This window comes from Rufibacter sp. JT20002 (assembly GCF_056491185.1).
The window spans coordinates 2275207-2296699 of record NZ_JBSZJY010000001.1 but is presented as its reverse complement, the minus strand read 5'-3'; the positions used below and the strand labels follow the sequence as shown (position 1 = coordinate 2296699).

Annotated in this window: 17 protein-coding genes; 11 read left to right on the top strand and 6 right to left on the bottom strand. The window is 50.7% G+C overall.

Features of this window, described 5'->3' with window-relative positions:
- Positions 1 to 124 precede the first annotated feature (124 nt).
- Genes mutY through gldD form a run of 4 tightly spaced genes read left to right on the top strand, consistent with a single transcriptional unit; the run spans position 125 to position 3691 of the window.
- Positions 125 to 1198, top strand: coding sequence for an A/G-specific adenine glycosylase (gene mutY / locus ACW9SV_RS09210; RefSeq protein ID WP_479556444.1), 1074 nt, complete (start codon positions 125 to 127; stop codon positions 1196 to 1198).
- A gap of 45 nt (positions 1199 to 1243) precedes the next feature.
- The gene (locus tag ACW9SV_RS09205) at positions 1244 to 1723 is read left to right on the top strand and encodes a single-stranded DNA-binding protein (RefSeq protein WP_479556443.1); all 480 of its coding nucleotides are present in this window, start codon (positions 1244 to 1246) and stop codon (positions 1721 to 1723) included.
- A gap of 26 nt (positions 1724 to 1749) precedes the next feature.
- Positions 1750 to 3105 (top strand): transporter associated domain-containing protein, encoded by a 1356-nt coding sequence (locus ACW9SV_RS09200; protein ID WP_479556442.1) that lies wholly within the window; start codon positions 1750 to 1752, stop codon positions 3103 to 3105.
- Positions 3092 to 3691, top strand: coding sequence for a gliding motility lipoprotein GldD (gene gldD, locus ACW9SV_RS09195; RefSeq protein ID WP_479556441.1), 600 nt, complete (start codon positions 3092 to 3094; stop codon positions 3689 to 3691). The genes ACW9SV_RS09200 and gldD overlap by 14 nt, the downstream gene beginning before the upstream one ends.
- A 132-nt stretch (positions 3692 to 3823) precedes the next feature.
- Here gldD and xth read toward each other — a convergent pair whose 3' ends face one another.
- Entirely contained in the window at positions 3824 to 4597 is a 774-nt protein-coding gene (gene xth, locus ACW9SV_RS09190; RefSeq protein ID WP_479556440.1) for an exodeoxyribonuclease III, read from the bottom strand.
- A 230-nt stretch (positions 4598 to 4827) separates the two neighbouring features.
- Here xth and ACW9SV_RS09185 point away from each other — a divergent pair, with 230 nt between their 5' ends.
- The 3 genes from ACW9SV_RS09185 to ACW9SV_RS09175 all read left to right on the top strand — a co-directional run bounded on the left by ACW9SV_RS09185 (position 4828) and on the right by ACW9SV_RS09175 (position 9782).
- Entirely contained in the window at positions 4828 to 4983 is a 156-nt protein-coding gene (locus ACW9SV_RS09185; RefSeq protein WP_479556523.1) for a hydroxyisourate hydrolase, read from the top strand.
- A gap of 535 nt (positions 4984 to 5518) precedes the next feature.
- Positions 5519 to 7615, top strand: a complete 2097-nt coding sequence (gene recG, locus ACW9SV_RS09180; RefSeq protein ID WP_479556439.1) for an ATP-dependent DNA helicase RecG — start codon at positions 5519 to 5521, stop codon at positions 7613 to 7615.
- 715 nt (positions 7616 to 8330) lie between these two features.
- Positions 8331 to 9782, top strand: coding sequence for a hypothetical protein (locus ACW9SV_RS09175; protein ID WP_479556438.1), 1452 nt, complete (start codon positions 8331 to 8333; stop codon positions 9780 to 9782).
- A gap of 246 nt (positions 9783 to 10028) precedes the next feature.
- On the opposite strand, the gene ACW9SV_RS09170 is transcribed toward ACW9SV_RS09175, so the two are convergent.
- From ACW9SV_RS09170 to ACW9SV_RS09150, 5 genes are all read right to left on the bottom strand, one after another.
- Positions 10029 to 11816 carry an acyl-CoA dehydrogenase family protein gene (locus ACW9SV_RS09170; RefSeq protein WP_479556437.1) on the bottom strand — a complete coding sequence of 596 codons (1788 nt, stop codon included), beginning with the start codon at positions 11814 to 11816 and terminating at the stop codon, positions 10029 to 10031.
- 15 nt (positions 11817 to 11831) lie between these two features.
- Positions 11832 to 13010 carry an acetyl-CoA C-acyltransferase gene (locus ACW9SV_RS09165; protein WP_479556436.1) on the bottom strand — a complete coding sequence of 393 codons (1179 nt, stop codon included), beginning with the start codon at positions 13008 to 13010 and terminating at the stop codon, positions 11832 to 11834.
- An 85-nt stretch (positions 13011 to 13095) separates the two neighbouring features.
- Positions 13096 to 15498 (bottom strand): 3-hydroxyacyl-CoA dehydrogenase NAD-binding domain-containing protein, encoded by a 2403-nt coding sequence (locus ACW9SV_RS09160; protein WP_479556435.1) that lies wholly within the window; start codon positions 15496 to 15498, stop codon positions 13096 to 13098.
- A 114-nt stretch (positions 15499 to 15612) separates the two neighbouring features.
- On the bottom strand, positions 15613 to 16047 hold the full coding sequence (locus tag ACW9SV_RS09155) for a MarR family winged helix-turn-helix transcriptional regulator (protein ID WP_479556434.1): 435 nt from the start codon (positions 16045 to 16047) through the stop codon (positions 15613 to 15615).
- A gap of 284 nt (positions 16048 to 16331) precedes the next feature.
- Positions 16332 to 18098, bottom strand: coding sequence for an AMP-dependent synthetase/ligase (locus tag ACW9SV_RS09150; RefSeq protein WP_479556433.1), 1767 nt, complete (start codon positions 18096 to 18098; stop codon positions 16332 to 16334).
- A 155-nt stretch (positions 18099 to 18253) separates the two neighbouring features.
- Between ACW9SV_RS09150 and ACW9SV_RS09145 the strand changes: the two genes are divergently transcribed.
- From ACW9SV_RS09145 to murQ, 4 genes are read left to right on the top strand one after another with little or no spacing between them, the layout of a single operon-like run.
- A complete protein-coding gene (locus tag ACW9SV_RS09145) occupies positions 18254 to 19402 on the top strand; it encodes a formimidoylglutamase (protein WP_479556432.1) in 1149 nt (382 codons plus the stop codon).
- Between the two features lie 46 nt (positions 19403 to 19448).
- Positions 19449 to 19679 carry a cytochrome b5 domain-containing protein gene (locus ACW9SV_RS09140; RefSeq protein WP_479556431.1) on the top strand — a complete coding sequence of 77 codons (231 nt, stop codon included), beginning with the start codon at positions 19449 to 19451 and terminating at the stop codon, positions 19677 to 19679.
- Between the two features lie 54 nt (positions 19680 to 19733).
- Positions 19734 to 20585: a BadF/BadG/BcrA/BcrD ATPase family protein gene (locus ACW9SV_RS09135; protein ID WP_479556430.1), complete on the top strand. Its 852-nt coding sequence runs from the start codon at positions 19734 to 19736 to the stop codon at positions 20583 to 20585.
- The gene (murQ, locus tag ACW9SV_RS09130) at positions 20582 to 21388 is read left to right on the top strand and encodes an N-acetylmuramic acid 6-phosphate etherase (protein ID WP_479556429.1); all 807 of its coding nucleotides are present in this window, start codon (positions 20582 to 20584) and stop codon (positions 21386 to 21388) included. Before ACW9SV_RS09135 ends, murQ begins: the two co-directional genes overlap by 4 nt.
- The last annotated feature ends 105 nt before the right edge of the window (positions 21389 to 21493 follow it).

Sequence of the window (21493 nt, the reverse complement as noted above, 5' to 3'; positions counted from 1 at the left end):
CGGCACCCCTGAAATCGGGGCACAAAGGTAGTCCGCCTTTTCGGAAAGTAAAACAATTTATGTAAAAATTCTGTTCTACCCAGCGTTGCATAAGAACAGCAAACCAATACGTTAAAGCCTTTTCATGGCAAGCTCCCCTTCTTCATTTAGTAATACTCTTATAGATTGGTACCACCGGCACCGCCGTCCTTTGCCTTGGCGCGAAACTACTAATCCTTACGCAATCTGGCTTTCTGAGATTATTCTGCAGCAGACGCGCGTGAGGCAAGGGCTCCCGTACTACCTTAAATTCATAGAGCGTTTCCCCACGGTCCATGACTTGGCAAACGCCCCCGAAGATGAAGTATTGCGCCTTTGGCAGGGCTTGGGGTATTATTCCCGGGCCCGGAATCTGCACTACACAGCCAAGCAGGTGGTGGCTGAATTTAACGGGGAATTCCCTGGCAGTTACACAGAACTGCTTCAACTAAAGGGAGTTGGCTCCTACACCGCCGCCGCTATTGCATCCTTTGCCTACCGTGAACCCGTGGCGGTGCTGGACGGAAACGTGTACCGGGTACTGGCCCGGGTGTTTGGCCGGCATGAGAATATTGCCGCCCCGGCCAGCAAAAAGGTATTTGAAGAAATAGCCAATCAGCAGATCCCCATTGACAACCCAGACACCTACAACCAGGCCATTATGGAATTTGGGGCCATCCAGTGCACTCCGGTTGCACCAGACTGCTTGTTCTGTCCTTTACAGCAAGAGTGCTTTGCCTTTCAACACGGCATGGTGAACGTGCTACCCGTAAAAGAAAAAGCCAAAAGCAGCCGGCAGCGTTATTTCCATTATTTGGTTTTGCAGCACGAAGGCAAGATTTACCTGAGAAAGCGCCCCGGCAATGATATTTGGCAGGGCTTGTATGACTTCTTTTCACTGGAGACCGATACCCTACATCCAGACCCGGAGCTCTTCCAGAAACTGGTGCACGAGACCTTCGGCATTTCTGACGTTCTCCTGAACAGCACCGGCAAAGTCTATAAACATGTTTTAAGTCATCAGAAATTATTTGCCCAATTTCATCTGGTTTCGCTTCCTTCCCGTTTAAGGGAGGAAACGGAAGAATCTATAGGTTTACAGCTATATTCTATTATCGAAATAGAAGAACTTCCCAAGCCTATTTTGATACATTCTTTTTTAAATGAGCATTTTTTTTAGTATTTTTATAAGCTAAATCAACTTTAAACCACCAGATTTTAATCTATGGCAAGCATTAATAAAGTTATCCTAATCGGCAACCTCGGCAAAGACCCGGAAGTGCGCCACTTAGAAGGCGGTGTGGCAGTAGCCCGTTTCCCTTTGGCTACTTCTGAAACGTTCAAAGACAAGAACGGCGAACGCCAGGAGCGCACCGAGTGGCATAACATTGTGGTATGGCGCGGTCTGGCAGAGGTGGCGGAAAAGTATGTAAAAAAAGGCCAGTCGGTTTACATTGAGGGAAGGATCCGGACGAACAGCTACCAGGACAAGGATGGTGTTCAGCGGTACAGCACTGAGATTGTAGCCGATAACATGACCATGCTAGGTGGACGCCCTGAAGGTGGTGGGCAAGGTGGCGGAAGCTACAGCAACGAACCGTCTTCTGCCAGCGTAAATACCAGCAGTGGAAGCACTGGCCAGAGCAAAGGCGGGAACTCCAAGTCTGTAGCGTACGACGAGGAACCAGACGATCTGCCTTTCTAACCTATTGTTGGATTAAATTTTAACTTTTGGAAAGTATACCTCCATTAGGAGAGCCCTCCAGTTGGGGCTCTCTCTTAACTTTATCCCTTCCGGCTTCTCCTGCCACGGATTGGGCTCTCCCTCTTGCCCTCTTTGCGCTGCTCTTATGCGGCAACCTGACCATCACAGCAGCCTTAGCGGCCTTTCAACAGTTCCTAAGCACCAGCCACAACTCTACCTCTAGTCATAAAACAACCTCATTGCCTTCTTTCTATGAAGAGCCAGAAAGGGTGGTTTTAGGCGGAGTGTTTTTGGCTTCAACACTGTACCTGTTAGCGGGCATCTGCGGGTTCTGGCTATTAGCGAACCTCTTTCCCCAAACGTCTACGGCCTGGCCAATAGCGGGTGCGTACCTGGGAATATTGGTTGTCGTACTGGGGATTTTCAGGATGCTTTTCTCTAAATGGGGCCAAAACAAGCAGGAAGCCTCTTCTACTCCGGTAATGGTTTCCGTATTAAGGGCCATTTACACAATTGGCGCTCCTTTTGCCGCCCTTGTATTGCCTCTTCAGCAGATCGTGGGCCGCACCCGGGTAGCTTTCGGCACGCCCTCCCCTACCGAAGAACTGTCGCTTTCCCTAGAACAAGCACCCACCGAACCGGCTTCCCCACAGGAAAAAGGCCTTTTGAAAGCCATCGTCAACTTCAGCTCCATCACCGTTAAGCAGATCATGCGGTCCAGGGTAGACGTGATTGCATTGCACCGGCGTTTGCCTTTCCCGGCGCTTCTGAAACAGGTGCACCAGTGCGGCTATTCCCGCATTCCGGTTTACATTCAGGGGCTAGACAAGTTGGACGGCATTCTGTACGTGAAAGATTTGCTGCCCTACCTGAACGCTGCCCCAGATTTTGTGTGGCAAAACCTGATCAGAACCCCTTACTTTGTACCGGAAACCAAAAAAATAGACGAACTGCTGCGAGAGTTCCAAGAGCGTCGGGTGCACATGGCAATTGTGGTAAACGAGTACGGTGAAACCACCGGGCTTATCACCTTAGAAGATGTAATTGAGGAAATTGTGGGCGAAATCCATGACGAGCTGGACGAGGAAGAAGACCACTACTATACGCAGCTGGACGAACACACGTTCTTGTTTGAAGGACGCACCTCGCTACATGATTTCTGCAAAATAGTAGATCCGCCGGCAGAGCTTCTCAAGGATATCAAAGGAGACGTGGAGTCTGTGGCAGGCCTGATGTTGCGCCTTTTCTCCCGCATTCCGCATTCCGGCGAAGAGATACAGTTGGGGCCTTACCTCTTCCGTATTGAAGCCGCCGATAATAAAAAAATAAAGAAAGTACGGGTGCACGAGGCTGCCCCCCAATCGCATAATGAAAAAGAATAACCTCTTCTATGTTGCAGCCCTGGTATGTGGCTTTTTGTTTCTGGCGGGCTGCGCCGAAGATTACACCCCTAAACCCAAAGGCTTTAACCGCATAGACCTGCCCGATCCGCAGTACACGCAGTTACAAGAGCAGCACCCCTACACGTTTGAGCATTCTGTCTACGCGAGGATACTGAAAGATTCCTCGCGCATTGCCGAACCGCATTGGATTGACATCTACTACCCGCGTTTCAAGGCCAATATTCAGATTACGTACAAAAACTTCAACCAAGACCCCAAGGTTTTCAACGGCTTGGTAGAGGATGCCCGTAAGCTCACCTCACGGCACCAGATCAAGGCCTACGCCATCGAGGAAAGCCAGATCAAGACCCCAACCGGCATTACTGCCAGCGTTTTTGAACTAGAGGGCGAGGTGCCCAGCCAGTTCCAATTCTACCTCACCGATAGCACGAAGCACTTTTTCAGAGGTGCACTTTACTTCCGGACGGCCACGTCTAACGACTCTTTGGCCCCGGTGATTGAGTACCTGAAGAAAGACGCTGTACACCTGCTGAACACCCTTCACTGGACTGCGCAGGTAAAATAAGACACCGTTTGCAGGTCATTTCTTAGAAAACAGGCCTAAAATGAAATGAACCTGTTACTTTTTGTATGCCCAACGGGTTGCTTGAGATGGAGTTTACCAATCAAGCAACCTGTTCTGTTTATAAGCCGATTTTCAAAGACTCAGCTCAACCCAGACCGGACCGTGGTCACTGGATTTCTCCCATCCTCTTACCTCATGGTCTACCCCGGCGGAAACCAGACTACCCATTAGCGGTGGACTTAGCAGCAAGTGGTCAATCCGGAGGCCGGCATTTCGGCCATAGGCATTCCGGAAGTAATCCCAGAAAGTATAGATGGTCTGGGTTGGATACAGGTGCCGGAGCGCATCAGTCCAACCTTGGGCTTTCAGCTCCTCAAACGCAGCCCGGGTCTCGGGCCTGAACAGAGCGTCTTCCACCCACCGCTCGGGCTTATAGGCGTCTTGCTCAGTAGGAATCACGTTGTAATCGCCCGCCAGTACGACGGGAGCGCCAGAGGCAAGTAGTTCGGCGGCACGGGTTTTAAACCGATCAAACCACCGCAGTTTGTAATCGAATTTAGGTCCGGGGGCCGGATTACCGTTGGGTAGGTATAGGCATCCTATCAACACCCCATTCACCTTGGCTTCCAAGTAGCGGCTTTGGTCATCCTCGGGATCACCGGCTAACCCTCGGCCAACCTCCTCCGGTTTTTGCCCTTTCGCTAAGATTGCCACACCGTTCCAGCTTTTCTGCCCGTGCCAGACAGCCTGATAGCCGATATCCAGCAACGCCTGTTCTGGAAACTTTTCCTGAGGGGTTTTCAACTCCTGCAGACACACCGCATCTGGCGCGGTTTCCTGTAGCCAGCGTAGCAAAACCGGCAAGCGGGCATGTATTCCATTGACATTGTAGGTTGCTATTTTCATGGGTTTAGTAGTTGAAGGCAGGCGGCGGCGCCTCTTGGAAACTTCCCGTAACATACGACCACGGCCGCAAGAAGGCTATGCGGGATAAAGAAAGACTTGCCTGCTTTTAAGCTTATGGCTCAACCCCAACGTCACTTATTCTGCCTTTCCCTTACATAGCTTTAAATAATCTCCCCATCATACCACATCAGAACCGCTGACCCAAGTGAATTTAAGGAACTTGACCAACTCTGTTTGAAACCACAAACGGGGAAGACCGCATCAAAGACTTTCTGGACTACCAGAAATCAGAGAAAGGCATTTACCGGCTTACCTTTCTGGTAGCCGATTGTTTCAAGGCCCAGAAAGTAGAAAACTTCTACCCGTTTATTGAAGTGGTGTTGTAAATCAAAGACAAGGACCATTGCCACGCGCCCATCACTCTCTCTCTACGGGTACAGCACCAATAGGGGGAATTAAGCGCTTCAGCAAAGGCATACTGCCAGTAAGAGGAACTTCCGCAATGGAGTTCCTCTTACTGCTTGCGGCTGGGGCGAGAAGACCGTTTGTGAGCTGATTCCCAGAAAACAGGCAAAAAAAGCCCCGGTATACACCGAGGCTCCTTACTTGCCACTCCATGGCTTAACGCTCGCCCAGCGTGATAGGTGCTTACCGTTAACCAGTAACAGCCTAGCACAGATGTTAGCTCCTTTCTTTAGTGAATAGATATAGCTACATACGAAATCCTCTATACTTTGGTACATGTTTAGACACCTAATTTCACCTCGTCCAAACAAGTAATGTACTCTTAACATCGGGATGAAATAGGCTAATCTCATTAGCCTGCCTCCCATCTTTTGTGTAATTTTACAGGGCGGCTTTCCTTCCTTTTCCGGGCATGTTCCCGGAAAACAGGTCCAAACACGGCTGCTTCTCCATTACGTGTCATCAGGCTTTTTCCATACCAAAATTGAGTTTCTGAAAGGGGTTGGCCCGCAGCGCGCTACGTTGTTGCAGACCGAGCTAGGCATTTTCACCTACGGCGATCTCATCCAGCATTACCCTTTCCGGTACATGGACCGCACGCAGTTCCATGCCATCGCTGACCTCAATGAGGACATGCCCTACGTGCAGATCAAGGGCCGTATTCTGGAGAAGAACTTGTTGGGCGAAGGTCGGAAACAGCGCCTATCAGCCATCATCAGAGACCCCTCGGGCGAGATGGAACTGGTCTGGTTTAAAGGCGTGAAATGGTTGAACGTGCAGCTGAAAGTAAATCAGGAGTACATTGCCTTTGGGAAGCCTAGCTTGTTTAACGGCAAGTTCAACATGGCCCACCCCGAGTTGGAAGAGGCCACCGAAGTGAAGCAAGGCCAGAGCTTTCTGCAGCCCGTTTACCACACCACCGAGAAACTCAAGAACCACCGGGTAGACAGCAAGGTCATCGGGAAGATGATGGCCGATCTGTTGAAGCAATCACCTACGCACCTTTCAGAAACTCTTACCCCAGAACTGGTAGACCACTACCGGATGGTATCTAAGCGCGAGGCCATGCAACAAGTCCATTTCCCTAAAGACTGGGACACCCTGCAGGCGGCTCGCTTCCGGTTGAAATTTGAGGAGCTTTTCTATACCCAGCTCAAGCTGCTGCGCACCCGCACCAAGCGCAAAGCCGAACTAGCTGGGCAGATCTTCAGCAAAACACCTACGCTTACCGAGTTCTACAAGAACCACTTGCCCTTTGATCTCACCAATGCTCAGAAACGGGTAGTGCGGGAGATTTACCAGGATGTAAACTCGGGCAAGCAGATGAACCGTCTTCTGCAGGGCGATGTGGGCAGCGGCAAGACCATCGTGGCATTTGTAACCATGCTCCTGGCCACCGACAACGGGGCGCAGGCTTGCATCATGGCCCCCACCGAGATCTTGGCAGACCAGCATTACCAAGGGCTCAAGAAATACGCCGATGCCTTGGGCATTGTACTAGGCAAACTTACCGGCTCCACCAAAAAAGCCGACCGCCGGGTATTGCACGAGCAACTGCGCAGCGGCGAGATGAAAATGATTGTGGGCACCCACGCCCTGCTGGAAGACGAGGTGCAGTTTCATAATCTGGGCTTGTGCATTGTAGACGAGCAGCACCGTTTTGGGGTGGCTCAGCGCTCTAAACTTTGGCAGAAGAACCCACGCATCATCCCGCACGTGCTGGTCATGACGGCCACCCCTATCCCCCGTACGCTGGCGATGACTTTGTACGGCGACCTGGAAGTTTCCGTGATTGACGAGCTGCCCGCCGGCCGTAAGGAGATCATCACCGTGCACCGCTATGACAGCAACCGCCTCAAGGTGTTTGGGTTCATCAGGGAGCAGATCAAAATGGGTCGACAAGTCTACATTGTGTACCCGCTTATTGAAGAATCTGAAGGATTGGAGTACAAAGACCTGATGGACGGTTACGAAAGCGTGACCCGGGCCTTTCCAGAGTACCGGGTAAGCATGGTACACGGCAAGATGAAACCGCAGGACAAAGACTTTGAGATGCAGCGCTTTGTAAAGCACGAGACGCACATTATGGTGGCCACCACCGTGATAGAGGTAGGCGTGAACGTGCCCAACGCCAGCGTGATGGTAATTGAGAACGCCGAAAGGTTTGGCCTGGCCCAGTTGCACCAGTTGCGGGGCCGCGTTGGCCGGGGCGCTGAGCAAAGTTACTGCATCTTAATGACGGGCTACAAACTGAGCAAAGAGGGGAAAACGCGCATTGAAACTATGGTGCGCACTAACAACGGCTTTGAGATTGCCGATATAGACTTGAAGCTTCGTGGTCCGGGAGACTTGATGGGCACCCAGCAAAGCGGCGTGCTGGATCTTTTGATCGCCGATTTAGCAAAAGATGCCAAAATCCTGAAAGAGAGCCGTCATGCAGCCCTACAGATCATAGAAAAAGATCCGGACTTAAGCCTTCCGGAGCATGCCAACCTGTTGCGGCACATCCGGTCACTGAGTGCCAACGCCGTAAACTGGAGCCGGATCAGTTAAGCCTAAGTCTGGATCTTTTAGAAATATTAATAGAGTGAGTAAGTAGAAATTTCTGCGGTAGTATCTCCTTTTTTAATTGGTTGTGCTGTACTCTTGGTTTGATGAGTGAAAGGCGTCGTTTCCTGGATATTCATTGAATAAACGTCCTCAGTTGTGATATTCCCTTTCTTGCTGATTTCGTTGGCTGAATCCTCTTTCAGAAATTTTCCAACTAATATCATTCCCACTAAAAAAAGCATCTTAAAAATAAACTTCATAAGCGAACTATTAAATGTGTTTCAATAACTATTCAAGCCAAAGTACGTGTGTCAGCCACCAAGTTCCTTCATCAGAAAATCATGTTTTTGTTACCAAATTATCAACAGATTTCCAGCGCAGTGTCCTTCTCTTCTTATCACTATTTTGACAAGCCTAGGGGTTTACGAGCTAACTATTTCTGGGTTCACTTTTTGTCCTAAAAGTTATCCACAGGTTCATAATAACTCGTATAGCTATTTTTTTATATTAAAAAATTAAACTATTTGTTTATTTGAATGAATTATTTGCCGTTTGTCAGTCTTTTTTAATCGGCTGCAAAGGTACTCTATAAATTCTTAATTCAATTATTTTGCAGAACATTTTCTGGTAATTGAATTTTTCCTGTGAGGTTCTTCTCCGCAAAACATGATAGAAGCAGCTTTAAGCGGTATATTGTAAAAAATTTCAATACAATTTTATGCGTACCAAATACCTGTTTTCCTCCTTCCTCCTGTTGATAGGTCTGCTTGCCCAGATAAGCCCGGTACAGGCCCAGAAAATAAAATCAGCGGCTTTCACCTACGCCCCAGAGGCTGCCGGAGACCAGTACAACCAACGGATTCCTAAAAAGGCCTTTAAGGTAAGCCCTACCGATTTCGTGATCCTCAGCCGGAAATCTGACAACACGTATTCCGTAATCCGGTACGGCGCTGACCTGAAGCCAGCCTGGACCACCCCAGTCACCCTCCTAGGCCAGGAAACCGTAGAAGCCTTTTCTCAGAACAAGCAAACGGTTTTATTGATCACCCACAGAGTACAGGCCGAGCAGGGAAGCCAAGCCCTTTACGGCAGATTATTTGACGTGAACACCGGCAAGGAAATCAGCACCAGTAAGTTGCTGGAGGCTCCCAGTAAAAGCCGGCGGCTGGGGGTAGCCGTCTCCGCCGATGGTTCTAAACTGGTGATGCATCATTTTGTCACCAGAAACGAGGAGCTCCGCTCTATCCAGGCAGCCGTCTATGACGCTTCCCTCACCAAGATCAAGGACAGAACGTATGATTTAGCCGGCGCGGGCCCTCAGGTAAGTGCCCAAGTACAAATTGATAACCACGGAAACCAATTCGTGAGCATTCTTACCAACAACTCCATGCGCCTGAGTGTGCGCCGCTACAACAACCGCGACAATGAGATCAAAGTGATGGAGGTAATGCTGGGCGGAGTGTTCAACGGAGAGAAGGTGTATGTCATGGACACGCACTTCCAGCTACACCAGGACAGCAGTCTTTACGCGGCGGTATTGGTAGCCGAGGAAAAGAAAGGCGAGTACCACAGCTTGAAAATGGTACGGTTTGATTACGCCGCCGGTAACATGCGATTCGCCGACGAGTTCCGGTTTACACCCGAGTTTACCGAAAAGCTCAACAAAGCCACCGGGGCCAAACGCCTGGAAGACATCTATCTTTCTGATATCCTGATCAGCACCGAAGGCCAGACGCTGGTAATGGCTGAGAAAAAGTACACCGAGGGGGGCGAGAACAGTGATTACCACGCCAAGGAGCTTCTCTTGTTTGCCTATGATGAATACCTGCACCCCACCTGGAATTCGGTCATCATCAAAGATCAGGTAGCCCCTTCCGCCGAGGGTTTTGCCGGCATCTCGTACAATGCGCACTTGGTTGGAAACCGTCTGCAGCTGCTTACCTTGGAAACCATCAAAGGCAAAACAGATCTTTATACCCGTTCCATCCATCTGTTAACGGGCTCTTCAGAAGCACCAAAGGCCGTTGGCCTGAACGTAGCCAATGACAAGCAAGTGGCCTTTGTCAAAGATTTTACCACTTGGCTAGACGAGCGCACCATTACCGCCGTGAACAGACCATCCAAAGCATCGGCAGGTTTACGCCTAAGCCGGATCACCTTCAAAGATTAAATGCATTTAGAGCTGATTTGTAGAAAATAGGCTAAAGATAGAATAGAGCCTTGTACTTAAATATTGGTGGTGTACGGGCAATCCCTTGTGGTTGCCCTTAGCGTTTCCCACAGAAAGGGCAACCACAAGGGATTGCCCCTACATAGAGCTAGACGATTATTTAGTCATAAAAGCAGAAAGCCCCACCAAACGGCGGGGCTTTCTGCTTTTATAAATGTTTAAACCTAAACAGGCCTGAAACGCAGATTAGTACACGTACTCGTTTGCTTTGATCATCTGAGCGGCAATACGACGGCGAGCTTCTTTGGTGTTGAATGGCTCCAGTTTGGTGAAGCGTTTCAAGCCAATCAGCAATAGTTTCTGCTCATCGCCGGGCTCGCTCATAGCGGCAATCGCTTCTTTACCGGCTTTGTTGATCCGGTCGGCGGCGTCATTAATCACCACACGGGCCATGTCTAAGTGGACAGCATGTGCTTCTTCCCCATCACGCATAACCAGCTTCTCTACGCGCAGCAAAGTAGACTCTGCGATGTAGGCCTGGATGGCCATATCTGCGATGTACATCAAGACTTCCTGCTCTTTGTCTAAGGTCATCATGAACTTCTGTACGGCAGTGCCAGCGGTCAGCAACATGGCTTTCTTGAACTTACTGATGGCCTTTTTCTCGTAGGCAAACAGGGTGGTGTCTTCATCGCCGAAATCTGGAATCTCCATCAGCTCCTGTTGTACGGCAGCGGCAGGTCCCATCAAATCCAGCTCGCCTTTCATCGCTTTTTTCAAGACCATGTCAACAATGAGCATGCGGTTGATCTCGTTGGTACCCTCAAAAATTCGGTTGATACGGGCATCGCGGTAGGCGCGGTCCATAGGATAATCAGCGGAGAAGCCGTAGCCTCCGTAGATCTGCACGCCTTCGTCTACCACGTAGTCCAATACCTCGGAGCTGTCTACTTTTAAGATAGCGGCTTCTACGGCAAACTCACGAGCGGCTTCCAATACGGCTTCGTTGTAGCTTTTACCAGCGGCCAGCAGTTCCTGCTCCTTGTTATGGATGTCATGCCCGGCCCGGTACAGCGCAGACTCCACCGCGAAGATGCGGATAGCCTGCTCAGCCAGTTTGTGACGAATAGCCCCGAACTTAGAGATTGGAATCTTGAACTGGATACGCTCGTTGGCATATTTCACCGATAGATCTGCCACGCTCTTACAAGCTCCCAAACAAGCAGCCGCTAATTTGATACGACCGATGTTGAGGATGTTGAACGCAATCAAATGGCCTTTGCCAATTTCGCCCAGCACGTTCTCTTTAGGTACTTTGCAATCCGTGAAGAACACCTGACGGGTGGAAGATCCTTTGATGCCCATCTTATGCTCTTCGTTGCCCAAGCTTAAGCCTTCGGTGCCTTTCTCTACAATGAACCCGGTGAACTTGTCGCCGTCTATCTGCGCGAACACAATGAAGACATCGGCGAAGCCCGCATTGGTGATCCACATTTTCTGGCCGTTCAGGATGTAGTTCTCGCCTTCCACGTCCAGCACCGCTTTGGTTTTAGCCGCCAGCGCATCTGACCCAGAGCCTGGCTCAGTCAAGCAGTAAGAAGACGTCCACTCGCCAGTAGCCAGCTTAGGAACGTATTTCATTTTTTGCTCCTCCGTACCGAAGTACAGGATAGGCAGGGTTCCAATGCCCGTATGCGCCGCAAAGGCTACTGGGAACGAGTGTCCTGGACCAACCGATTCAGTTACCAGCAAAGACGAGTTGAAGTCCATGTTAAGCCCGCCGTACTCCTCCGGAATAGCCACACCAAACAGGCCTAGATCGCCGGCTTTTTTCATGAGACCTTCCAATAAGCCTTCCTCATGGTTGTCCATGCGCTCTACCAAAGGATGCACCTCCGTCTGCACAAACTGCTGGGCCGTCTCGGCCATCATACGCTGCTCTTCAGAGAAATCTTCGGGGATAAAGATATCCTGGGCGTTGGTTTCCTTGATGATGAACTCCCCGCCTTTTAATGTTCTGCTTACAGTTTCCATATGTTTAGATGCTGTTTATTTTAAAAATTCATAGATACCCGCAACTCCCTGGCCACCGCCCACACAGGCCGTCACCATGCCGTATTTCTTGTTCTCGCGGCGAAGGTCACTGAAAAGCTGCACACTCAATTTGGCTCCGGTACAACCCAGCGGGTGACCCAACGCGATGGCTCCACCGTTCGGATTCAGCTTATCTGGGTCAATGCCCAACTCCCGCATCACGGCAATAGATTGAGACGCGAACGCCTCGTTCATTTCAATAATGTCGATGTCCTGCAGGTTCATGCCCGCATTTTTCAAGGCGCGCGGAATGGCTTTTACCGGTCCCATGCCCATGATGCGCGGATCCACTCCTTCAGCGGCGTAAGACACTAGGCGGGCAATTGGCTCAATATTCAATTCTTTCACCATGCGCTCGCTCATCACAATCACGAAGGCAGCACCGTCAGAAGTTTGGGAAGAGTTACCTGCGGTCACACTACCATTGGCAGCGAAAACCGGACGAAGCTTTGCTAGCTTCTCCATAGACGTATCGGCGCGCGGACCTTCATCAGTGTCTACCACGTAAGAGCGGGTTTTCTTTTTGCCGTTCTCATCCAAGAAGGTTTCTTCTACATTGATAGGCACAATCTGGTCTCTGAACCGGCCTTCCTCAATAGCTCTGATGGCTTTCTGGTGCGAGGCATAAGCAAAGGCATCCTGGTCTTCACGGCTCACTTTGAAGTCATGCGCCACGGCCTCGGCAGTTAAGCCCATGCTGAGGTAATACTCTGGGTGCTCCTTCGCGATTTTGTAGTTGGGGGAGGTTTTCCAGCCTACCACCGGCACCAGACTCATTGACTCAGCGCCACCGGCAATAATACAATCGGCCATGCCAGACTGAATCTTGAAAGACGCGGTAGCGATGGTCTCGATACCCGAGCCGCAGTAACGGTTCATGATGGCGCCAGGCACGTTGATGGGCAAGGATAAAAGGGAAATCATGCGCCCCATCTGAAGGCCTTGCTCCGCCTCGGGCACTGCGTTTCCTACCAGAAGGTCGTCTACACGGGCAGGGTCTAATTGCGGCACCGAGGCCAGCAGATGCTTAATCACATCAGCGGCCAAATCATCGGGCCGGGTAAACCGGAATACTCCGCGGGGCGCTTTCCCAACGGCGGTTCTGAATCCGGCAACTATATAGGCAGTTTGCATTTTCTTTTCTGTTTTTGAGGTGTTTTGGAGAAAAAGGGCACTGAACGCGACTTCCCTTCTCTCCTGAAACAATTAAACGTTAACGCTAATTCCGCAGGGGCTTACCTGTGGTCAAAATGCTCTTGATGCGCTCTAAGGTCTTGCGCTCGCCGCAGAGGCTGAGGAAAGCTTCGCGCTCCAAGTCCAGCAAGTATTGCTCAGAGACTTCAGATGGCATAGACAAGTCACCGCCGCACATCACGTAAGCCAGTTTTTCAGAAATCTTGCGGTCGTGCTCCGAGATAAAACCGGCGGCGTGCATGGCATGAGCACCGGTGATGAACATTCCTAAACCGCCGCGGCCCTGTACCTTGATGTTGGTTTTAGGCGTGGGCCTGGTATAACCGGCTTCGGCCAGAAGAATGGCTTCGGCTTTGGCTTCGGCGAGCTGACGGTTGGTGTTCAAGGTAATGCCGTCGCCGTGGCGCATAAAGCCGAGGTCGTACGCTTCGGCGGCTGAGGTGGAGACTTTGGCGGTACCAATGGTCATGAACACGTTCCGAAGCGAGTTGTATTCGGTATCACCTTCTTCATAAGCAGCCGAGGTGCGCAAGGTCATTTCCTTTGTTCCGCCTCCGCCGGGAATCAAGCCCACGCCAAACTCTACCAAGCCAATGTAGGACTCGGCAGCGGCCTGCACTCTATCGGCGTGGAGACACAGCTCGCAGCCACCGCCCAGCGTCAAACCGTGCGGTGCGGCCACTACCGGAATGGCCGAGTAGCGCATGCGCATCATGGTGTTTTGGAACTGCTTGATCATGAGGTTCAGCTCATCGTACTCCTGATCCAAGGCGTACATAAACACTAAACCCAAGTTGGCTCCAGCAGAGAAGTTGGCGGCCTCGTTGCCTACCACCACGCCCCGGAAGTTCTGCTCAGCCAGGTCAATCCCTTTGTTCAGGCCTTGGATGATCTCGCTGCCGATGGCGTTCATCTTAGAATGAAACTCCACGTTCAGGATACCATCACCTAAATCTATGATAGAGCAACCGGCGTTTTTCCAGACTACGTTAGTACCACGCAGCACATCCAGCAACACGAAGTTCTCGGTACCTGGAATCTGCTTATAGTCTTTGCTAGGAATGTCATAATACTGGCGCTGGTTATTCTGGCTACGGTAGAACGTTTCGTGCCCGGCTTCCAACATTTCGTAAATCCAGTGGGCGGGTTTGTAGCCGGCGGCTTCCATGGCGGCCACAGTTTCGCGTACGCCAAAGGCATCCCAAGTTTCAAAGGGACCTAATTCCCAACCGAAGCCGGAGCGCATGGCATCGTCTATGCGGTACAGTTCGTCAGAGATCTCCGGAATGCGGTTGGTCACGTACTGGAACAGACCGTACGAAGTTTCTCTAAAGAACTCGCCGGCTTTGTCCTGCGCCTGGCTGAAGGCTTTGAGGCGCTTGCGCAGGTCTTCAATAGGCTTCAGCATTTCCATGCTCTGGAACCGGACTTTATGCTTAGGTCCGTATTCCATGGTTTTCAAATCCAGCGTCAGGATCTCGGTGGCGCCTTCAGCGGTTTTGGTTTTCTTGTAGAAGCCTTGCCGTGTTTTATCGCCTAACCAACCTTTCTCCAACATCTGCTGAATGTAACCGGGCAGCTGGAACAAGTCACGAGCTTCATCAGCCTCGCCGGTTTGGTACAGGCCTTGCGCAACTTTGGCTAGCGTATCCAGACCTACCACATCCGAGGTCCGGAAGGTGGCAGATTTAGGACGTCCTACAACAGGGCCTGTCAGGCGGTCTACCTCGTCTACATTCAGGCCGAGTTTCTCCATCACGTGCAAGACCTGCATGATGCCGTAGATCCCCACGCGGTTTGCGATGAACGCCGGGGTGTCCTTGGCCAGCACGGTGGTTTTGCCGAGGAACAGATCTCCATAGTTTAAAAGGAAATTGGTGACTTCTGGATCAGTCTGCTCAGTGGGAATAATCTCCAGCAACTTGAGATAGCGGGGCGGATTGAAAAAGTGCGTGCCGCAGAAGTGCTTTCTGAAATCATCGGAACGGCCTTCCAGCATCAGGTGGATGGGAATACCCGAGGTGTTGGAGGTAATTAAGGTGCCGGGCCTGCGGAATTGCTCCACGCGCTCAAACACGCTTTGCTTTATTTTTAGATTCTCTACCACCACTTCAATGGTCCAGTCGCAGGTAGCAATGCCGGGCAGATCGTCATCAAAGTTCCCGGTCTGGATGAGCCGGGCATCTGTTTTCTTGTAGAGGGGGGCAGGATTGGAGGTGATGGCGGTTTGCAGGGCAGTATTCACAATACGGTTGCGCACCAATTTGTTTTCCAAGGTGAGGCCTTTGGCTTGTTCCTCGGGTAGCAACTCGCGCGGCACCATGTCCAGCAGCAGCACCTGCACGCCAATGTTAGCGAAGTGGCAGGCAATGCGCGAGCCCATAATGCCCGAACCTAACACTGCCACTTTCTTAATAATTCTCTTCATAGTTACTCTTTTATGTATCACGAAGTGCGTACCAAGACACACGAATATTTCAGATTTACTACGCTGCGGTTTTAAAGCATATTTTCTAAACCAACCCTAAAACCAGCCATGGCATCAGAACACTTTCTTTGACTCTATCAGGTTATTGATCTGCCCTACTACCTGGAAGAACACCTGCAGTTGGCTCTCAGGAATCATCTCCCGCACCTTCTGGTTAAACTGGCGTACCGTTACCCGGCTTATCTCCCGCTTCTCCAACCCTTGCTCTGTGAGCAGAATCCGTACCGAACGCTTGTCCTGCTCATCGGCCACTTTGTAGATCAGTCCTTTCTCTTCCATGCTTTTCAGAATGCGGGTGAGGCTTCTGGCCTCCAGCCCCAACAAAGGCGCAATCTTGGTGGCGGGCGTTCCTTTCTCAGGATCAATATTCAGTAGCACAAACCCGATAGAAGTAGTGATGTCATTCTTCACTGCCTGGGCATTGTACATGCGCGCGATGGCGTGCCAACAAACTTTGATATTATAGTCAACCGTCTCGTTTGCTTTCATGTGGTGTGTCTGTCTCTTACCAAATTTAGAAAAAATTGTTATGCTTGCATACTATAAAAGAATAATTTTTTAATTTCTTAATAGAAGATACCTCTATCCCATATTCTACTACTTAGCACCTGCTTTTTGTCTGGTTGGTTAACAATTCGCTAACAGATTGCTTTTTACGCCCTTTCAGAACAGAGCCGTTTACACGCTGTTTCCTGAAAACCAAGCCTAAACGGGCCGCTGTAAAAAAGAAGAGGAGATGCTGACAGGCATCTCCTCTTCTGTGTATACGTGCCTTACGCCGTGCGGTATAGGCTGTCAATCAACTCGCGGTTATTGGCGGTAATCACCTTACGCTTGATGCTGAGTTTAGGAGTCATCTCGCCGGTTTCCACGCTCCAGAGTTTTGGCAGCAGCACAAACTTCTTGATCTTCTCATACTGCGCCAAGTGTTCGTTTGCCTTGTCTATCTCCTTCTGGAACTTGGCGATGACCTCGGGCTTTTTCACCATCTCCTCATTGGAAGTGTAGGGGATGTTGTGGATGCGGCACCACTCCTGCAGGCCTTCGTAGGCAGGTACAATGAGCGCGGCGGGGAATTTCTCGCCTTCACCCACTACCATCACCTGCTCAATCACCAAGGATTCTTTCAATTTGTTTTCAATCAACTGCGGTGCGATGTACTTTCCGCCCGATGTTTTAAACATCTCTTTCTTGCGGTCGGTGATCTTGAGGAACTTGCCTTCTACCAATTCGCCAATGTCGCCAGTATGGAACCAACCGTCTGGGTCAATGACCTCAGCAGTCAGGTCTGGGCGTTTGTAGTATCCTACCATCACGCTCTCAGAACGGGTCAGAATTTCGCCGTCCTCGGCAATCTTGATTTCCACGTTGTTAATGGCCGGACCAACAGTGCCGATCACGTTGTTTTCGGGTTCGTAGCGGTTCACGGCAATCACCGGAGACGTCTCGGTAAGACCGTAGCCTTCCATGATGCGGATGTTGGCGCCCCAGAACACACGGGCCAACCGAGGTTGCAAGGCCGCCCCACCGGACACAATCACTTTCACGTTTCCGCCTAGCGCTTCCTGCCACTTGGAGAAGATCAGCTTACGCGCCAATTTCAATTGGGTATCATAGAAGAAGCCCGGCGAGGTGCGGGTGTCATATTTCTGCCCCAAGGCCAGCGCCCAGAAGAACAGGCCTTTTTTCACGCCGGTCAGTTCGCCGCCTTTGGCCACAATCTTGTCATACACTTTCTCCAGCAAACGCGGCACGGTCACAAAGATGTGTGGTTTCACTTCTTTGAGATTATCGCCTACTTTCTCAATACTCTCGGCAAAGTAGATAGACACGCCCACCGAGAAGTAGATGCAGGACACCATGCGCTCATAGATGTGGCAGAGCGGCAAAAAGCTCAAGGCGCGGTGCTCCTGGTTTACAGGCACAAAGGGCTTTACGTTGGTGAAATTGCTCACCAGGTTATTGTGCGACAGCATCACACCCTTTGGGGCACCGGTAGTACCGGAGGTGTAAATAATAGAAAGCAGATCTGATGGTCTTACATCTGCTTTGTAGGGCTCCAGCGTAGCCGGATCTTCGCCCTCGGCGAGTTTCAATAACTCAGACCAATGCTTGGCACCGGGCACGCGGTCAAAGGTGTAAATCTCCTGCACGCCGGGTAGCTCAGTAACTGCTTCTTTGACTTTGTTATAGAGGTCCTCCGTGGAAACCAGGATGATTTTGGATTCAGAGTCTTTCAGGATGTACCGGTAATCTTCTACGGTAATGGTAGGGTACAAGGGCACGCTCACCGCGCCGGTCTGCTGAATGCCATAGTCACAGAAAGTCCACTCCGGGCGGTTCATGGAAATAAGCGCCACCTTGTCATCTTTCCTGATCCCGGACTTAATCAAGGCCAGGCTCAACTTGTTGGCTGTATCCTGCAGTTGCTGGGTACTGTATTTCACCCACTCTCCATTGATTTTGGCAGCCAGGCAGTCTGGTTGAGGAAACTGCTCTAACTGGTTGGTTAACAAATCAAAAACCCGGGTTACTTTCATAGGATAGCGCTTCTTAGTTGTTTGTTGGGTTAATATAACGTAAAAACTATTTAAAAAAAACAAAACAGGTGAGTGCTTAGGCAACCGAATTGTTAAAAATGCTTCTGCCAGATGGCTGATAATTGTTTAAATTTGATTTTTGCCACACGCCTTACATGAACCTTTCCATCTTTTTTGAACCTCTTCCCGAGGAACTCTTCGGGCAGGCTGACAAACCCAAGACCGTGGGGGGGTACTTAGCCCCTTTCATCCACTCGTTCCCGGATTGGCGCTCTGCAGAAGTGGTTCTGATTGGCCTACCAGAATACCGCGGCACCACCGGCGCTACCAATCTCACCTACGAAGGGCCTAACAGAATACGGCAGGAACTATACCGTCTGATGAAAGGCACCGGCTCGTGGCTGGTGATGGATTTAGGCAACCTGCTGCCCGGCATTCACCTGGAAGACACCTACCTGCGCCTGAAAGAGGTAATTGAAATATTAGTAGACTCGGGCAAATTTCCTATTCTCCTGGGCGGTTCCCATGATCTTACCTATGGTCAGTTCTTGGGGTACGAGCACTTGTCTAAATCAGTTAACCTGGTCATGATAGACAGCCAGCTGGACATGGGCTCTGTAGAAGAAACCATCCCCGACCAACACCACCTGCACCGTATCCTGCTGCACGACCCTAACTATTTATTTGGGTTCAGCCATATAGGTCACCAAGCCTACCTGAGCGATGCTTCTACGCTGGCGGCCTTTGAAAAACTTCATTTTGAATTATACCGGGTGGGCCAGGTACGGCAACAGATGCAGGAGATGGAACCCATCATCAGGCAAGCCGACCTGATCAGTTTTGATGTCTCGGCCATCAAGCACCAGGATGCCCCAGGGCAACAACAAGCAAATCCATTCGGGCTTACTGGTGAAGAGGCTTGCCAACTCTGCTGGTACGCCGGCCAGAACGACCAACTCAGTTCACTGGGCTTCTATGGCTACCGCCCTGAGTTTGACCATCGTTCTTTAACCGCCACCACGCTGGCTACCATGGTTTGGTACAGCATTGAAGGTTTCTATCAACGCCAGGGCACCCTTGATTTCAACAGCAGGCAGTTCCTTAAGTTTTCGGTGGGGTTTCATGACAACCCTAACAAAATGTTCTTCTACAAAAACCGACACACCGAGAAATGGTGGATGCAGGTAGACGACCTTTCGGGCATGCGGCCACCCTTATTTGTGCCTTGCAGCTACCAGGACTACCTCACCGCCGCCGACGGCGAAGTACCCAACAGATGGATTCTCATGCAGTCCCGCATGTAAGGGTTAGCATACACTCAACAACTTACCCCCTTTCCTCCTCACCAACATGCAAGAATACACCCGCGCCCAGTTAGCCCTCAGAAACGGCCAGGACCGAGACGAGATTTGGGTGGCGTACAAGGGCGAGATCTATGACGTCACCAAGTCAAGGTTGTGGCGGCGCGGAAACCATTATGAGCACTGGGCAGGCCAGGATTTAACCGAGGAACTAGCTGATGCCCCGCACACCGAATATGTATTTGATAAGTTTACAGTGATAGGAATCTTAAAAAAATAGCTCTGTTTTGAGCGGTTTTTCTGAGATTTGGTCTTCGTTTTTCAAAAAACACCTATGATTCTGATTGCTGACAGCGGTTCTACTAAAACTGCCTGGCGTTTACTCCATACTGAGGGCGTGATTGCCCAGGCCCATACAGCGGGCATCAACCCTTACTACCAAAATACCCCTGAGATTGCACAGATGCTAAAAGAAAGCCTCTTGTCGCAACTAGAGGGCAAGAACCCTTCAGAGATTTACTTCTACGGGGCAGGCTGCAGTGCCAAAGACAAGCAGGAAGTGGTAAGGACGGCCATTGCGGAGCTTTACCCTAGTGCGCAGATTCACGTGCACCATGACCTGGAAGCGGCGGCCCGCGCGCTTTGCGGAGACAAAGAAGGCATTGCCTGCATTTTGGGAACCGGTTCCAATTCCTGCCTCTATGACGGAGAGAAGATTGTGCAGAACGTGCCTAACCTGGGTTTTATCTTGGGCGATGAAGGCAGTGGTGGTTACATGGGAAAATTGCTGGTACAAGCCTTCCTGAACCAGGAACTGCCCGAAGACATTCACAATGCATTCATGGCGCGCTACAACACTAACCGTGACGAGATTGTAGACCATGTGTACCGCAAACCGTACCCCAACCGCTACATGGCAGCATACGCCAAATTCCTGTTTGACCATCGGCAGCACCCCTTCATCTACCAAATGATTTGCCAGTGTTTCGCCGATTTTTTCCAGAAAACCGTAGTAAAGTATCCTGACTACCGGCAGAAAGAAACCCATTTTGTAGGTTCCATTGCCTTCTATTTCGGAGACATCCTGCGTACGGTAGCCCAGCAGTATAACATCATTGTAGGTCAGATTTTAGAAAGCCCTATTGCAGGTTTGAGCCTGTACCACCAACAGAAAATCACAGCATGAGCACTACTGAAACCGCATCGCACTACAACCATCTAGAAAAGATGAGCGTGCAGGAACTCCTCACGAACATCAACAAAGAAGACAAGACCGTGCCTCTGGCCGTGGAGAAAGCCATTCCGCAGTTAGAGAAACTTGTAGAAGCCACCGTAGCTAAAATGAAGGAGGGCGGCCGCCTGTTCTACATTGGCGCGGGTACTAGTGGCCGGTTGGGCGTGGTAGACGCGTCTGAGTGCCCACCTACGTTTGGGGTACCGTTTGACCTGGTTATTGGCATCATGGCGGGTGGCGATACAGCCATCCGGAAAGCTGTGGAGTTTGCCGAGGACGATGACCAGCAGGCCATCATTGACCTGGATGCCTACGGCGTGAACGAGAAAGACGTAGTGGTAGGCATTGCCGCCTCGGGCCGGACGCCTTATGTGATTGGCGGCTTGCAGGCGTGCAATGAGCGCGGCATTACCACCGGCTGTATTGTCTGCAACGCAGACAGCAAAGTAGCTGCGGTAGCGAAGTTCCCGGTAGAAGTAGTGACCGGCCCTGAGTTCTTGACCGGCAGTACCCGCATGAAAGCCGGCACTGGTCAGAAACTGGCCTTGAACATGCTGACCACTTCTACCATGATTCAACTGGGCCGGGTGAAAGGCAACAAGATGGTTGACATGCAATTGACCAACCACAAACTGGTAGACCGGGGCGTGCGCATGATCATGGAAGAGTTGAACACTTCTGAAGAAAAAGCGAAAGAGTTACTGGAGTTACACGGTAGCGTACGTGCCGCCATAACCGCGGCCGCCGAGCATTAATATCTCCGTTCCAAGCCTGTTTTCCTTGAAACGGTTCCAAAACATACCAGAAGATTCGCCGGCCTCCGGCGAATCTTTTTTATGCCATTCCATCATCCCTAGGGG

Excerpts from the sequence above, each read along its gene's own strand:
- xth (WP_479556440.1), bottom strand. The coding sequence starts at position 4,597 with ATGAAAATAGCAACCTACAATGTCAATGGAATACATGCCCGCTTGCCG.
- ACW9SV_RS09175 (WP_479556438.1), top strand. The coding sequence starts at position 8,331 with ATGCGTACCAAATACCTGTTTTCCTCCTTCCTCCTGTTGATAGGTCTG.
- gldD (WP_479556441.1), top strand. The coding sequence starts at position 3,092 with ATGAAAAAGAATAACCTCTTCTATGTTGCAGCCCTGGTATGTGGCTTT.
- ACW9SV_RS09145 (WP_479556432.1), top strand. The coding sequence starts at position 18,254 with ATGAACCTTTCCATCTTTTTTGAACCTCTTCCCGAGGAACTCTTCGGG.
- ACW9SV_RS09155 (WP_479556434.1), bottom strand. The coding sequence starts at position 16,047 with ATGAAAGCAAACGAGACGGTTGACTATAATATCAAAGTTTGTTGGCAC.
- ACW9SV_RS09160 (WP_479556435.1), bottom strand. The coding sequence starts at position 15,498 with ATGAAGAGAATTATTAAGAAAGTGGCAGTGTTAGGTTCGGGCATTATG.
- ACW9SV_RS09165 (WP_479556436.1), bottom strand. The coding sequence starts at position 13,010 with ATGCAAACTGCCTATATAGTTGCCGGATTCAGAACCGCCGTTGGGAAA.
- mutY (WP_479556444.1), top strand. The coding sequence starts at position 125 with ATGGCAAGCTCCCCTTCTTCATTTAGTAATACTCTTATAGATTGGTAC.
- ACW9SV_RS09170 (WP_479556437.1), bottom strand. The coding sequence starts at position 11,816 with ATGGAAACTGTAAGCAGAACATTAAAAGGCGGGGAGTTCATCATCAAG.
- murQ (WP_479556429.1), top strand. The coding sequence starts at position 20,582 with ATGAGCACTACTGAAACCGCATCGCACTACAACCATCTAGAAAAGATG.
- ACW9SV_RS09135 (WP_479556430.1), top strand. The coding sequence starts at position 19,734 with ATGATTCTGATTGCTGACAGCGGTTCTACTAAAACTGCCTGGCGTTTA.
- ACW9SV_RS09140 (WP_479556431.1), top strand. The coding sequence starts at position 19,449 with ATGCAAGAATACACCCGCGCCCAGTTAGCCCTCAGAAACGGCCAGGAC.
- ACW9SV_RS09205 (WP_479556443.1), top strand. The coding sequence starts at position 1,244 with ATGGCAAGCATTAATAAAGTTATCCTAATCGGCAACCTCGGCAAAGAC.
- ACW9SV_RS09150 (WP_479556433.1), bottom strand. The coding sequence starts at position 18,098 with ATGAAAGTAACCCGGGTTTTTGATTTGTTAACCAACCAGTTAGAGCAG.